Source organism: Phycicoccus sp. (assembly GCF_035325325.1).
Lineage (GTDB): Bacteria > Actinomycetota > Actinomycetes > Actinomycetales > Dermatophilaceae > Phycicoccus.
In genome coordinates this window covers 141,577-155,289 of sequence record NZ_DAOLAC010000004.1, presented here as the reverse complement: position 1 = coordinate 155,289, position 13,713 = coordinate 141,577, and the positions used below count along the sequence as shown (strand labels likewise).

Sequence of the window (13,713 nt, the reverse complement as noted above, 5' to 3'; positions counted from 1 at the left end):
TCGGTCCCCGCGCCTCAGTCCGGGGAGCCGGATCGCCGGAGGTGCTCGGCGTGCCGGTCGGTCATCTCGCGCATCCGCTCGAGCAGCTCGGTCATCGCCCGCAGCCGGGCCTCGTCGACGCCGCTGAACAGCTCCTGACCCTCGTCGACGAGCGGGGCGTACATCGCGTAGGTCGAGCGCGCCCCCTCCTCGGTCATCCGGACCAGCACCCGGCGGCGGTCCGCCGCGTCGCGGACGCGCTCGACGAGCCCACGCGCCTCGAGCCGGTCGATGAGGGCCGTCGTCGCAGCCGGCCGCAGCCCGGTGGCGGTGGCCAGGGTGCCCGCGGTCTTCGGTCCGTCGACCAGCCAGTCGAGGCAGCGCAGGTCGGCCGGGCCGAGGTCGAGCGCGCGGCCGACGGCGTCGTCGTAGGCCTGGACGCTGCGCTGGTAGCGCTGCATCGCGTCGCCGAGGGACGCGACGAGTTGACGGCGGTCGGACATCCACCCTATCTTTCGATTATCGAAATGTTTGATCGTCGTACGGAGGAGACGGACATGAGGGTACTCGTCGTCGGGGGTGGGGTCGCCGGCTCGGCGACCGCGCTGGCGGCGCGCCGGGCCGGGTTCGGGGCCACGGTGCTCGAGCGGCGTGAGCGCGTCGACCTCACCGAGGGCTCGTGGATCACCCTCGCGCCCAACGGTGTCGACGTCCTCGAGCACCTGGGTCTGCTCGACGCGGCCCGAGCCGTCGGCTGGGCCGGGAGGACGAACCGGTTGTTCGACACCCACGGCCGGCTGCTCGGCGAGGTGCCGCTCGGCACGCCGCTGGCGGACGGGACCGTGGCCCTGACGATGCGGCGCTCGGCCCTCGCCGCACTGATCGCCGAGGCGGCGACCGCCGCGGGTGCCGAGCTCGTGCTCGGGGCCCGCGTCGACATGGTCGCCAGCGGACCCGCGCCGGGGTCGGAGGAGGTGTGGGCCGACCTCGCCGACGGCTCGCGCGTGGGCGGCCAGGTGCTCGTCGGGGCCGACGGCGTGTGGTCGCGGGTGCGCCGTGCCCTCGACCCCGGTGCGCCGGCCCCCCGCTACGTCGGGCAGGTCAACTTCGGGGGCATCACCGACGACACCGCGTGGAGCGAGCGACTCGCCCCCGAGGCCTGGCACTTCGTCTTCGGCCGGCGCTGCTTCACCGGCTGCTTCCCGCTGACCGACGGGCGGGTCGTCTGGTTCGTCAACGTCCCCCGCCCGGCCGTGGGGGCCGACGAGCGGGCCCGGACGACCGAGGAGCAGTGGCGGGCGGAGCTGGTCGACCTGGCCTCCGCCGACGTGGGACCCGCGGCCGAGCTCATCGCCGCGGGTCGGCTGGAGCTGTCGGCCGACAGCACCCACGACCTCGGCCACGTGCCGCGCTGGCGCGGTCCGGCAAGCGTGCTGGTCGGCGACGCGGTGCACGCGCCGTCCCCGAGCTCGGGACAGGGTGCCGCGATGGCCCTCGAGGACGCCGCGGTCCTCGTCCGCGCACTGAGGGCCCACGGCCTCCCGGGTCTCGCGGAGTACGAGCAGGCCCGCCGCCGCCGCGTCGAGGGCATCGTCCGCTCCGGGGCCCGGACGACGAGCGCGAAGGCCCCCGGTGCGGTCGGTCGCGGGGTGCGCGACGCGATGATGCGCGCACTCGCGGGGACCGGGGTGCTCGAGCGCGACGTGTTGCGGACCACCGCGCATCGGCTCGAGCCGGCGCCCCTCGCGAGCACCTGACCGGCGACCTGATCGGTGACCAGATCGGCGACCTGACCGCCGACGAGAGCGCCGAGCGGTGTCAGGTGCGCCGGGCGAGGGTCAGGGCGAAGTCGTCGTCGGCGTCGGTCCAGGTGCGCTCGACGGCGAACCCGGCCTCGGCCAGCTCCGCGGCGATGCCCTCGGGCCGGAACTTCGTCGAGATCTCGACGCAGATCTCCTCGCCGGTGCCGAGCTCGACGACGATCTCCGCCCCGGGCACGGTGACCACCTGCGGCTCCTCGGCCCGCAGCCGCATGTCCACCCGCTCCATCCGGGGGTCCCAGAACGGGACGTAGCTGAACGCCCCCGGGTCGAAGTCGGCCCCGAGCTCGCGGTTGACCACGGTGAGGCAGTTGCGGATGAAGCGCTCGGTGACGCCGGCGGAGTCGTCGTACGCGGCGACGAGGCGGTCGAGGGGCTTGACGAGGTCGGTGCCGAGCAGGAGCCACTCGCCCGGCTCGAGGGAGTCGGCGAGCGCCCCGAGGAAGGCGTGCCGCTCCTCGAGGTAGAAGTTGCCGATCGTGCTGCCGAGGAAGGCGACCATCCGGCGGTCACCGCGCGGGAGGTGCGCGAGGTGCAGGGTGAAGTCGCCGACGACGGCTTCGACCGCCATCCCCGGGTAGCGCTCGCTGAGCATCGTGGCCGCCTGCCGGAGGGTGGCGTCGGAGACGTCGACCGGCACGAAACGCCGGACCGGGCCGTGGCTGCGCCCGGGGTCGCGGAAGGCGTCGAGGAGGGTGCGGGTCTTGTCGCTGGTGCCGCTGCCGAGCTCGACGACGGTGCTCGCGTCGCAGGCCTCGGCGACCTCGGCCGCGTGGGCGGCGAGGATGGCCCGCTCGGCCTCGGTGGGGTAGTACTCGGGCAGCCGGGTGATCTCGTCGAACAGGCCGGCACCGACGTCGTCGTAGAGCCACTTGGGCGGCAGCCGGCGCGGCCGGCCGCCCAGCCCGCGGCGGACGTCGTCGACGAGCGACCCCGAGGCCCAGTCGGGGTCGAGGAGCACCTGGACGCGGGGCTCGACCACCCCGCTCATCCGGCCTCCCCCCGCTGCTCGTCGGCGGCCGGTGGGGCGCCGCCGTCGGCGAGCCGCACCCCGGAGAGCGCCCAGCGTGCCGCGTGCGGGAAGAAGTTGCGGTAGGTGAGCCGGGCATGGGCCGGCGGGGTGAGCGCACAGCCGCCGCGCAGGACCATCTGGTTCGACATGAACTTCCCGTTGTACTCCCCGATGGCCCCCGCGGGCGGGTGGAAGCCGGGGTAGGCGTGGTAGGCCGAGGAGGTCCACTCCCAGCAGTCGCCGTAGACCTGGCGCAGCCGGTGCTCACCGTCCGGTGCCGGCGCGGCCGTCGGGTGGAAGTGCTCGAGGTCGGCCAGGTTGCCGCCGGAGTGCGCCGCGTCGGCCTGCCCGTCGGCGACGACGGCGTGCTCCCACTCGCCCTCGCTCGGCAGCCGCTTGCCGGCCCAGGTGGCGTACGCCTCGGCCTCGTAGAAGCTGACGTGGCTCACCGGGAGGCCGGGGTTGACCGGCCACGTGCCGTGGAGGGTGTGCTCGAGCCAGACGCCGTCGTGCTCGACCCAGTACAGGGGCGCCCGCCAGCCGTCGGCGCGGACGCGGGCCAGGCCGTCGGAGAGCCACAGCTCGGGCCGCTCGTAGCCGCCGTCTGCCATGAACTCGAGCCACTCGCCGTTGGTCACGAGCCGGTCGGCGAGGCGGTACGGCTCGAGCCACTGCCGGTGCCGGGGCAGCTCGTTGTCGAAGGAGAAGCCGTCTCCCTCGTGGCCGATCTCGACGAGCCCGCCCTCGACGTCGACCCAGCCCATCCGGTCGGGGTCGGAGGCCGGCGGGCGGGTGCCGCCGTAGACCGGCTCGAGGGGGTTGCGGGAGAGGACGTGCTTGATGTCCATGAGCAGCAGCTCCTGGTGCTGCTGCTCGTGGTGGAAGCCGAGCTCGATCGTGGGCGTCAGCTTCTCGAGGCTGCCCTCGTCGAGGCCGGCGACGAGGTCGCGCATCCGGGCGTCGACGTTGCCGCGGTAGACCCCGACGTCGTGGGCACCGGGCCGGGTGACGAGGCCGCGGTCGGGGCGGGCGTAGCGCGGGCCGAGGCTCTCGTAGTAGCTGTTGAAGAGGAACCAGTACCTCTCCTGGAACGGTGCGAAGCCGGGTTCGTGGCCGCTGAGCACGAAGGTCTCGAAGAACCACGTCACGTGCGCCCGGTGCCACTTGGTCGGCGACACGTCGGGCATCGACTGGACGGTCTGGTCCTCCGGGGAGAGCGGCGCGGAGAGGTGCTCGGTGTGTGCACGCACCTCGTCGAAACGGGTGGTCAGGCTCGTGGCGTCCCACGTCGTCGTGGTCATGGCCGGGGTCCTCTCGTCGGGGTAGCCGGTCAGGACCTCCATCCTCACCCGGAGCACCGACAGGCACACCTCGGGGGCCGGGACGTCACGGGATGTTCATCAGCCGCCGGGGCGTGGGGTGGGGCGGGTGAGGACCTCGTGGCCGTCGTCGGTGACCGCCACGGTGTGCTCGCTGTGCGCGGTGCGGCATCCGGTCGCGCTGCGCAGGGTCCAGCCGTCGGCGTCGGTGACGAGCCGGTCGGTGTCGGCCATGACCCACGGCTCGATGGCGAGGAGCAGTCCCGGCCGCAGGGTGTAGCCGCGGCCCGGGCGGCCGGTGTTCGCGACGTGCGGGTCCTGGTGCATCGTCGAGCCGATGCCGTGGCCACCGAACTGGGTGTTGACGGAGTACCCGGCACCCTCGAGGACCGACCCGATCGCGTGCGACACGTCGCCGAGGCGCACGCCGGGGGCGACCGTGTCGACGGCCGCGGCGAGGGCGCGCTCGGTCGTGGCGATGAGGGCCTCGTCCTGCGGGGTCCCGGTGCCGACGACGAAGCTGACGGCGGAGTCGGCGGCGACCCCGTGGAGCAGGACGGCGAGGTCGAGGGTGAGCAGGTCGCCGTCGGCGAGCACCCGGTCGTGCGGGAGGCCGTGGAGGACGGCGTCGTTGACCGACGTGCAGATGTAGTGGCCGAACGGGCCTCTGCCGAAGGACGGTTCGTAGTCGACGTAGCAGGACTGCGCGCCGGCGTCCTCGATCATCCGGCGGGTCCACGCGTCGATCTCGAGGAGGTTGGTGCCGACGGTCGCGCGCTCGCGGACGGTGGCGAGGATGTCACCGACCAGCCGGCCCGTCGCGCGGGCGCGCTCGAGCTGGCGCGCGTCGAGGATCTCGATCACGCCGCACCTCCTCCTCGTCCTCTTCGCGAACGTGTGTGACGAACGTCGGCCCTCCGACGATCTTCACACACGTTCGCGAAGGCCGACGCCGGGTCAGGTGAGGGGTGCCAGGCCGGTGACGACCAGGGCGGGCTCGCCGGCCTCGTCGGTGGCGGCCAGGTCGAGCTCGGCGGTGATCCGCCAGTCGTGGTCGCCGTCCTCGTCGTCGAGGACCTGCTCGACCCGCCAGGCGCCCTCCCCCTCCTCGACGCGGAACAGCGCCGGACCGCGGGCCGCCGGCCCGGTCGACACCTCGCCGTACTCGGCCCGGTACTCCGCCGCCGCGTCCTCCCACTGCTCGGCGGCGAGGCCGCCGTCCATCGCCGCCAGCGCCTCGTAACGGCCGAGTGCCAGCAGCTCGACGCGTCGGAACATGCTCTGCCGCACCATGACCCGCAGCGCCCGAGGGTTGGCGGACAGGGCGCGTCCTTCCGTCGACGGGCGGACCTCCTGGCCCGCCACGTCGTGGTCGGGGTGCGCCAGCGCCTCCCACTCGTCGAGGAGGCTGGAGTCGGTGTGCCGGACCACCTCGCCGAGCCACTCGACGAGGTCGTCGAGCTCCTCCGTGCGCGCCGAGTGCGGCACGGTGGAGCGCAGCGCGCGGTAGGCGTCGGTGAGGTAGCGCAGGACGATGCCCTCGGCGCGGGCCAGCTTGTGGTGGGCGACGAACTCCCCGAACGACATCGCCCGCTCGAACATCTCGCGGACGACGGACTTCGGCGAGAGGTCGCGCGGGTCGACCCACGGATGGGTCTGCCGGTAGGTGCGCAGCGACAGCTCGAGCATCTCGGCGAGCGGCTTGGGCCAGGTGACGTCGTCGAGGGCGTCCATCCGCTCCTCGTACTCCATCCCGTCGGCCTTCATCGCGGCGACGGCCTCGCCGCGGGCCTCGAACTGCTGGGCCTGCAGCACCTGCCGGGGGTCGTCCAGGGTGGCCTCGATGACACTGACGACGTCGAGCGCGTAGTCGGGCGACGCGGGGTCGAGGAGCTCGAGGGCGGCCAGCGCGAACGCGGAGAGGGCCTGGTTGAGGGCGAAGCCGTCGTGCAGGTCGAGGGCGACCTGGAAGGGTCCCTCGGCGTACCGGCGGCCCTCACGGCGCAGGAACCTCTCGAGCGGCGGCGCCTCGACCGGTTCGTCGTCGACCGGCACGGGCTCGTCGGTGGCGGGCGTCGGCTCGGGTGGTTCGGTCGGGGCGAGGCCGGCGGCGGCGAGCGCCTCGCCGAGCGTGCCGAGGGCGCCGGCGTCCACGGGTCGGGGGGCGGGGTCGGCCGGCCGCTCGGGGACGGCGTCCGGTGCTGCGGGAGCCGGATCGGGCTCCGGGGGAAGCCAGTCCGACACGGACGAGCCGTCGTCCGGTTCGACGACGCCGGCGCGCACGAGCGACCCGAGGACCTGTACCGCGCGCTCCACGAGCCGTTCTCGCCGCTCCGGCCCCTCGTGGTTGTCGAGGACGAGGGTGTGCAGTGCGTCCTGCTGGCCCTCCCACTGGTCGAGCACGTTGAGGACCATGGCGTGCGTGATCCGCATCCTCGGCTGCAGCGGCTCCGGCACCGCCGTGACCAGCTTGTCGTACGTGGCCTCGGTCCAGGTGAGCACGCCCTCCGGCGGCTTCTTCCGGACGATGCGGCGCTCCTTCTTCGGGTCGCCGCCGGCCTTGGCCAGCGCCTTGCTGTTCTCGATGACGTGCTCCGGCGCCTGGACGACGACGTAGCCGACGGTGTCGAAGCCGGCGCGGCCCGCCCGGCCGGCGATCTGGTGGAACTCGCGGGCCCGCAGGACCCGCTGCTTGCGGCCGTCGTACTTGGTCAGCGAGGTGAGCAGGACCGTGCGGATCGGCACGTTGATGCCCACCCCGAGCGTGTCGGTACCGCAGATGACGGCGAGCAGCCCGGCCTGCGCCAGGGTCTCGACGAGGCGCCGGTACTTCGGGAGCATCCCCGCGTGGTGGACGCCGATGCCGTGCAGCACGAGCCGGCGCAGCGTCTGCCCGAAGCCCTTGCCGAACCGGAAGCCGCCGACCGCCTCCTTGAGAGCGGCCTTGCGCTCGCCCGAGACGACGTCGACCGACGCGAGGGCCTGCGCCTGCTCGACCGCACCGGCCTGGGTGAAGGAGACGACGTAGACGGGCGCGCGCTCGTCGCGCAGGAGGAGCTCGAGGGTGTCGTGCACGGGCGTGAGCACCCACTCGTACTCGAGCGGGACCGGCCGCTGCGCCCCGGTGACCGCGACGACCTCGCGGCCGGTGCGGCGGTGCAGGTCACGCTCGAGGTCGTGGGTGTCACCGAGAGTGGCCGACATGAGGAGCATCTGCGTGTCGGGCAGGAGGAGCAGCGGCACCTGCCACGCCCAGCCGCGGTCGGGCTCGCCGTAGAAGTGGAACTCGTCCATGACGACGAGGCCGACGTCGGACGCGTCGCGCTCGCGCAGGGCGTGGTTGGCGAGGACCTCGGCGGTCGCGCAGATGATCGGCGCACCGGGGTTGACCGCCGCGTCGCCGGTGAGCATCCCGACGTGCTCGGCGCCGAAGGTCTCGACGAGGGCGAAGAACTTCTCCGAGACGAGGGCCTTGATGGGGGCGGTGTACCAGGAGCGGCGACCGGTGGCGAGGGCGAGGGCGTGCGCGGCGACCGCGACGAGCGACTTGCCGGAGCCGGTGGGCGTGGCGAGGACGACGTGGGCGTCCTGGGCGAGGGCGAGGACGGCCTCCTCCTGCGCCGGGTAGAGGGCGAAGCCACGCTCGCCGGCCCACTCGACGAACACGTCGAGGGCGGCGTCGGCGCCCCCGGCCGGGGTCCCGGCGGCGGCGCCGGTGAGGCGGTCGGTGAGCGTCATCGCGCTCGATTCTCCCCCACGGCGCGACGGGCGGTGCCGCCCGCCCGGGTGTCGGCCCGCAGGCCGGACCTGAGGGCGGGGCCGGGACCTGTCGTCTCCCCACCTCCGTGCCTCCCGCAAGGGATCCCTTGCGGGAGGCAAGCGATCCCTTGCGGGAGGCAAGCGATCCCTTGCGGCGCGCAGTCGATCCGTTGCGTTGGGCACGGGATCGATTGCGGCGAGCACGGGATCGCGTGCGTGGAGCACGGAGTTCCGGAGGACCACCCATGCCGCCGCTGCCGGGCCTGCGCCCGGGACGTGCTCGCTGTCGGTCGGCGCGGCTACCGTGCACGGCATCCGATGGGAGCACCGATGGCCGACGAGACCTTTGCCGACTACCTGAGCCGCCGCAGGGCGGCATCCGACGCCTTCGTCACCGGCGACGTCGCGCCCCTGCACGCCGTGTCGGCCACCAGCGACCCCGCGACGATCTTCGGTCCGCCCGGCACCGTCGTCCAGGGGGCCGACGCCGTCAACACGGTGAACGCCGGCGGCGCGGCGCGCTTCACCGGTGCCGAGCGCAACGACCTCGAGACGCTGCACTCCGGGGAGGACGGCGACCTCGCGTGGTGGGTCGGCGTGCAGCGCTCCGTGGTCTCGATGGACGACGGCGGCGAGCCCGTCCCGATGGACCTGCGCGTCACCGAGCTCTACCGCCGCGAGGGGGGCCGCTGGGCGCTGTTCCACCGGCACGCCGACCCCCTGCACGAGGGGTGAGCCGCGGTCGTGTGCCCGGACGGTCGCCCGCGCGACCACCTGGGCACACGACCCGACGCGACGGGGGTGACCGCGCGGCGGTGCGGTGGGACGATGCGGGGATGGCCACCGCCGACGGCCCCGACGTCCTGCACCGGCTCCTCGCGGCCTTCAACGACCACGACCTCGACCGCATCATGGGGTTCTTCGCCGACGGCTGCGTCCTCGAGACGCCGGCCGGGCAGCATCCGTGGGGCACACGGTTCGTCGGCCGCGACGAGGTGCGGGCCGGCCTGGCCCAGCGCTTCACCGGCCTGCCGGACGTCCACTACGGCGACGACGAGCACTGGCTCACCGACGGTCACGGCGTCTCGCGCTGGTTGCTCACCGGCACCACGCCCGCCGGGGACCGCGTCGAGGTGCGCGGCTGCGACCTGTTCGACCTCGACGTCGACGGGAGGATCACCCGCAAGGACTCCTACTGGAAGATCGTCTCGACCTGAGCGGCCTCAGCGGATGCCGACGTGCGTCATGGTCACCCGGCCCGCCTCGACCTCCCAGCGCTGGTCCAGCCGCACGGTGTCGAGCAGCCGCCGGTCGTGCGTCACGAGGAGCAGCGTGCCGTCGTAGGCCTCGAGCGCCGACTCCAGCTGCTCGATGGCCGGCAGGTCGAGGTGGTTGGTCGGCTCGTCGAGGACGAGGAGGTTGACCCCGCGGGCCTGGAGCAGCGCCATCGCCGCCCGCGTCCGTTCCCCCGGCGACAGCCGACCGACGAGGCTGGTCACCTGGTCGGCCCGCAGCCCGAACTTCGCGAGCAGGGTGCGCACCTCGGCGGTGGTCATGGCGGGCACGGCGGCCTCGAACGCGACCGCGAGCGGCAGGTCGTCGGCGAGACCGGTGCGGGCCTGGTCGATCTCGCCCAGCGCCACCGACGCCCCGAGGCTCGCCCGCCCGGACCCCGGCTCCAGCCGACCGGTGAGCAGCCGGAGCAGGGTCGTCTTGCCGGCGCCGTTGGGGCCGGTGACACCGATCCGGTCGCGGACGCCGACCTGCAGGGACACCGGTCCGAAGACGAACTCCCCGAACCGGACCGCCGCCTCGTCGAGCGTCGCCACGACCGAGCTCGACCGGGGCGCCCCGGCGATCGCGAACCGCAGCTCCCACTCCTTGCGGGGCTCCTCGACCTCCTCGAGCCGGGCGATGCGCGACTCCATCTGGCGCACCTTGCGGGCCTGCTTCTCCGCGGACTCGGACTGGGCCCGGCGCCGGATCTTGTCGTTGTCCGGACTCTTGCGCATCGCGTTCCGGACGCCCTGCGAGCTCCACTCGCGCTGCGTGCGGGCGCGCCCCTCGAGGTCGGCCCGGCGCTCGGCGTACTCCTCGTACGCCTCGCGCGCGTGCCGGCGGGCGACCGCGCGCTCCTCGAGGTAGGCGTCGTACCCGCCGTAGTACACCGCGACCGCGTGCTGGGCGAGGTCGAGCTCGACGACGCGGGTCACGACGCGCGAGAGGAACTCCCGGTCGTGCGAGACGAGGACCACCCCCGAGCGCAGGCTGCCGACGAAGTCCTCCAACCGCGACAGCCCGGCGAGGTCGAGGTCGTTCGTCGGCTCGTCGAGGAGGACGACGTCGAACCGGCTGAGGAGCAGGGCGGCGAGCGCGGCCCGGGCGGCCTGACCCCCGGACAGCGCCGTCATCGGGGTGTCCGCGGCGACGTCGAGACCGAGGTCGGCGAGCACGGGGGCCAGCCGCTCGTCGAGGTCGGGGGCACCCGTCGCCTGCCAGTGGTCGAGCGCGTGGGCGAACGCGTCGCCCGCTGCCGTCCCGGCGTCCTCGGCGGACATCGCCGCGGCGGCGGTCTCCATCGCCGTCGTCGCGGCGGCGGCCCCGGTGCGGCGGGCGACGTACCCGCGGATGGACTCCCCGGCGACCCGCTCGTGCTCCTGCGGCAGCCAGCCGACGAACGCGTCGGCCGGCGCCGTCGAGACCGTGCCGGCGAGGGGCGCGAGGTCACCGGCGAGGACGCGCAGCAGCGTCGTCTTGCCGGCGCCGTTCGCCCCGACGACGCCCACGACGTCGCCGGGGGCGACGGTGAGGTCGAGGGACTCGAACAGGGTGCGGTGCGCGTACCCGCCGGCCAGGCCCTGGGCGACGAGGTCCGCACTCATCCTCCGATCGTAGGGTCGCGGTTCCGCCCGGACCGCCGGGACCCCGGTGGCCCACCCGACCGCCCGGGGGTGTGGACTGGGTGGATGCGAGCCATCCACCTCTTCGGAGCCGGGGACGTCCGCGTCGTCGACGCCCCGGACCCCGCCCTCCGCCTGCCCACCGACGCCCTCGTGCGAGTCACCCGCTCCTGCATCTGCGGCAGCGACCTGCACCCCTTCCACAATGCCGAGCGGGACGAGGCCGGTCACCCCATCGGCCACGAGTTCGTCGGCGTCGTCGAGGAGGTCGGCGCCGAGGTCACGACCGTGCGACCCGGCGGCTTCGTCATCGCGCCGTTCCTCATCTCGTGCGGCGAGTGCGAGTACTGCCGGGCCAGGCTGCAGACCTCCTGCGTCCGTGGTGGTGGTTGGGGCGACACGAACGGCATCGGGTCGGACGGTGGCCAGGGCGAGGCCGTGCGCGTCCCGCTCGCCGACGGCACGCTCGTCCCGGTCCCGGGCATCACGGAGGACACCGACGAGCGGATGCTCGCCTCGCTCCTCACCCTCTCCGACGTCTACGGCACCGGATGGCACGCCGCCCTGAGCGCCGGTGTGTCGCAGGGCAGCACGGTCACCGTCATCGGCGACGGGGCGGTGGGGCTGCTCGCGGTCCTGGCCGCCCGCCAGCAGGGTGCCGAGCGCGTCGTCCTCATGGGGCGGCACGCGTCGCGCACCGACCTCGGCCGCGAGTTCGGTGCCACGGACGTCGTCGCCGAGCGCGGTGAGGAGGGCGTCGAGGCCGTCCGCGACCTCACCGACGGGGGCAGCCCGGTCGTCCTCGAGTGCGTCGGGATGATGCCCGCGTACGAGCAGGCGCTCGGGGTGGTCCGTCCGGGAGGGACGATCAGCCGCGTCGGCGTGCCCCAGTACACGGACGGTCCGGTCGGCCGGGTCCTGTTCGGCCGCAACGTGACCCTGACCGGCGGTGTCGCACCGGTCCGGGCGTACGTCGAGCAGCTGCTCCCGGGCGTCCTCGACGGAACCGTCGAGCCCGGCCGCGTGTTCGACACCGTGCTGCCCCTCGAGGAGGGCCCGGCCGGCTACCGCGCGATGGACGAGCGGACCGCCCTCAAGGTCATGCTCCGCCCCTGAGCGAGTCGCGCCCGTGGCCCGCCGGCGTCAGGACGGCTCGGGCAGCTTCCCGCCGCGCGCGACGTCCGGGTCGGTGCACGAGGAGAGGTCGAAGCAGCAGGGTCGGCGTTTGCCGTGGTCGATCTTGTCGATGCTCACCCCGACCCGCTTGGCCCGCGTCTCCGGGCTACGGGTGGCGCCGACCCAGCGCACCCACTCCCAGCGGGCCATCGGGGTGATGTCGTCCCAGACCTCGCGGATGTGCTCGGGCGCCGCCGCGAGCGCCTCGGCGAGGTCCTCGGGCACGTCCGGCTCGGGCCACTCCTCGGCGACGACCAGCTCGAGCTCGACGGTGTCGCCCGGTGCGGCGGAACCGGGGTCGAGCCGCACCCAGTGACCCCGCCGACCATCGGGCTCGACGACGGTCGCGAACGGCTCACCGTCGAGGGAGCCGGTGACGGCGACCTGCCCGCGCGACGGCAGCGCCCGGCTGGCGTCCGCCGGCAGCCGGACGAGCCGGGTGTCGCCGACCGTCTCGGCCGGGGTCGTGAAGCGGACGGTCACCGTGTCGGTGGAGGCGCTCATGCCTCCATCATCGCGGTTCGAGGACGTCGACGGACAGCACCGTCGGCAGGTGCCGCACGATCTCCTCCCAGGTCTCCCCCTCGTCGCGGCTGGCGAACACCGAGCCGCTGTTCGTCCCGAAGTACACGCCGGCTGGGTCCTGCTCGTCGCCGGTCATCGCCTGCCGGAGCACCGTGAAGAAGCACGCCTCCTGGGGCAGCCCGTCGCGCCGGGCCTCCCACGTGGCCCCGCCGTCGCGCGAACGCCACACGGCCGCAGCCGCATCCGGCGGGTAGCGGCCGGCCATGTCACCGTTGAGCGGCAGCGTCCACACGGTGTCGGGGTCGCGCGGGTGGGCCCAGAGCGGGAACCCGAACGTCGACGGCAGGTTGGCCGTGACGTCCTGCCAGGTCTGCCCGCCGTCCGCGGAGCGCCAGACCCCGTAGTGGTTCTGCTGGTAGAGGACGTCCCCTCCCGCGTGCTCGACGTGGTGCACGCAGAAGCCGGTCTTCCCGTCCGCCGGGCCCGCGGGGTGCCGTGCGTCGGCCCCGGCCTCGGGGTCGGCGAGGTCGTTGGCCCGCTCCCAGGTGACTCCGCCGTCGTGCGTGACGAAGACACCGGCCGCCGAGATCCCCACCCACAACCGCTCGGGGTCCGCCGGGTCCGCGACGATCGTGTGGAGGACCAGGCCTGCGCCGCCGGGGTTCCACTCGCCGCGCGACGGGTGGTCGCTCAGGCCCTTGACCTCCGACCAGGTGCGGCCGTCGTCGTCGCTGACGAGCAGGGTCGCCGGCTTGGTGCCCGCGTAGAGGCGCTCGCCGGCGCGGCGCAGCGACCAGACTTGGGAGAACGCCTCGCCGAAGGGCGCGGGCTCCTCGCTCCAGCCGACCATCGCGGCGAAGTCCCGGTCGTTGGCGGCCCACCGGTCCATCTCCCCGGTGGTCAGCTTGGTCAGCTCCCAGGTGTGGCCGCCGTCGTCCGAGCGCCACACGCCGGCGCCCGACCAGTCGCCCCCGCCGCCGGCCCACATCGTGCCGGTCCGCGGGTCGCCGACGGCGTGGTTGATCGGCCACCCGTCGCAGTAGGGCCCGCGCACCGTCCATCCGGAGCGGTCGGCGTCGCCGTCGACGACGAACGCCCCCTTGCTGGTGCCCACGAGCAGGTGGATGGCCGGGTCAGCCATGGTCGGCTCCTTCCGCCGGGTCGCCCGCGGTGGTCGGCGGGCGGTGTCGTCCAGTGTCCCGAGGCCCCGCCGGGGCGGCAAG

At 74.1% G+C, this 13,713-nt stretch carries 12 protein-coding genes; 4 read left to right on the top strand and 8 right to left on the bottom strand.

What is annotated here, in order from left to right:
- Positions 1 to 14: 14 nt before the first annotated feature.
- On the bottom strand, positions 15 to 482 hold the full coding sequence (locus PKA89_RS04895; RefSeq protein ID WP_324417144.1) for a MarR family transcriptional regulator: 468 nt from the start codon (positions 480 to 482) through the stop codon (positions 15 to 17).
- Positions 483 to 536: 54 nt separating this feature from the next.
- Here PKA89_RS04895 and PKA89_RS04890 point away from each other — a divergent pair, with 54 nt between their 5' ends.
- The gene (locus PKA89_RS04890; RefSeq protein ID WP_324417142.1) at positions 537 to 1,736 is read left to right on the top strand and encodes an NAD(P)/FAD-dependent oxidoreductase; all 1,200 of its coding nucleotides are present in this window, start codon (positions 537 to 539) and stop codon (positions 1,734 to 1,736) included.
- Between the two features lie 61 nt (positions 1,737 to 1,797).
- Here PKA89_RS04890 and egtD read toward each other — a convergent pair whose 3' ends face one another.
- From egtD to PKA89_RS04870, 4 genes are all read right to left on the bottom strand, one after another.
- Positions 1,798 to 2,790 carry an L-histidine N(alpha)-methyltransferase gene (egtD, locus tag PKA89_RS04885; protein WP_324417140.1) on the bottom strand — a complete coding sequence of 331 codons (993 nt, stop codon included), beginning with the start codon at positions 2,788 to 2,790 and terminating at the stop codon, positions 1,798 to 1,800.
- Positions 2,787 to 4,112: an ergothioneine biosynthesis protein EgtB gene (gene egtB / locus PKA89_RS04880; RefSeq protein WP_324417138.1), complete on the bottom strand. Its 1,326-nt coding sequence runs from the start codon at positions 4,110 to 4,112 to the stop codon at positions 2,787 to 2,789. The genes egtD and egtB overlap by 4 nt, the downstream gene beginning before the upstream one ends.
- 99 nt (positions 4,113 to 4,211) lie before the next feature.
- Positions 4,212 to 4,994, bottom strand: coding sequence for a type I methionyl aminopeptidase (map, locus tag PKA89_RS04875; RefSeq protein ID WP_324417136.1), 783 nt, complete (start codon positions 4,992 to 4,994; stop codon positions 4,212 to 4,214).
- Positions 4,995 to 5,087: 93 nt separating this feature from the next.
- Positions 5,088 to 7,868: a DUF3516 domain-containing protein gene (locus PKA89_RS04870; protein ID WP_324417134.1), complete on the bottom strand. Its 2,781-nt coding sequence runs from the start codon at positions 7,866 to 7,868 to the stop codon at positions 5,088 to 5,090.
- A gap of 339 nt (positions 7,869 to 8,207) precedes the next feature.
- Here PKA89_RS04870 and PKA89_RS04865 point away from each other — a divergent pair, with 339 nt between their 5' ends.
- Together PKA89_RS04865 and PKA89_RS04860 are read left to right on the top strand one after the other, a co-directional pair.
- The gene (locus PKA89_RS04865; protein ID WP_324417132.1) at positions 8,208 to 8,624 is read left to right on the top strand and encodes a DUF4440 domain-containing protein; all 417 of its coding nucleotides are present in this window, start codon (positions 8,208 to 8,210) and stop codon (positions 8,622 to 8,624) included.
- A gap of 101 nt (positions 8,625 to 8,725) precedes the next feature.
- Complete coding sequence (locus PKA89_RS04860) at positions 8,726 to 9,106, top strand: nuclear transport factor 2 family protein (RefSeq protein WP_324417130.1); 381 nt, start codon at positions 8,726 to 8,728, stop codon at positions 9,104 to 9,106.
- Between the two features lie 6 nt (positions 9,107 to 9,112).
- Here PKA89_RS04860 and PKA89_RS04855 read toward each other — a convergent pair whose 3' ends face one another.
- Complete coding sequence (locus tag PKA89_RS04855; protein ID WP_324417129.1) at positions 9,113 to 10,771, bottom strand: ABC-F family ATP-binding cassette domain-containing protein; 1,659 nt, start codon at positions 10,769 to 10,771, stop codon at positions 9,113 to 9,115.
- Between the two features lie 84 nt (positions 10,772 to 10,855).
- Between PKA89_RS04855 and PKA89_RS04850 the strand changes: the two genes are divergently transcribed.
- Complete coding sequence (locus PKA89_RS04850; protein ID WP_324417127.1) at positions 10,856 to 11,905, top strand: alcohol dehydrogenase catalytic domain-containing protein; 1,050 nt, start codon at positions 10,856 to 10,858, stop codon at positions 11,903 to 11,905.
- A 27-nt stretch (positions 11,906 to 11,932) separates the two neighbouring features.
- On the opposite strand, the gene PKA89_RS04845 is transcribed toward PKA89_RS04850, so the two are convergent.
- Both PKA89_RS04845 and PKA89_RS04840 read right to left on the bottom strand, forming a co-directional pair.
- Positions 11,933 to 12,469, bottom strand: coding sequence for a YdeI/OmpD-associated family protein (locus PKA89_RS04845; protein ID WP_324417125.1), 537 nt, complete (start codon positions 12,467 to 12,469; stop codon positions 11,933 to 11,935).
- Positions 12,470 to 12,476: 7 nt separating this feature from the next.
- Positions 12,477 to 13,631, bottom strand: coding sequence for a sialidase family protein (locus tag PKA89_RS04840; RefSeq protein ID WP_324417123.1), 1,155 nt, complete (start codon positions 13,629 to 13,631; stop codon positions 12,477 to 12,479).
- Positions 13,632 to 13,713: the final 82 nt, after the last annotated feature.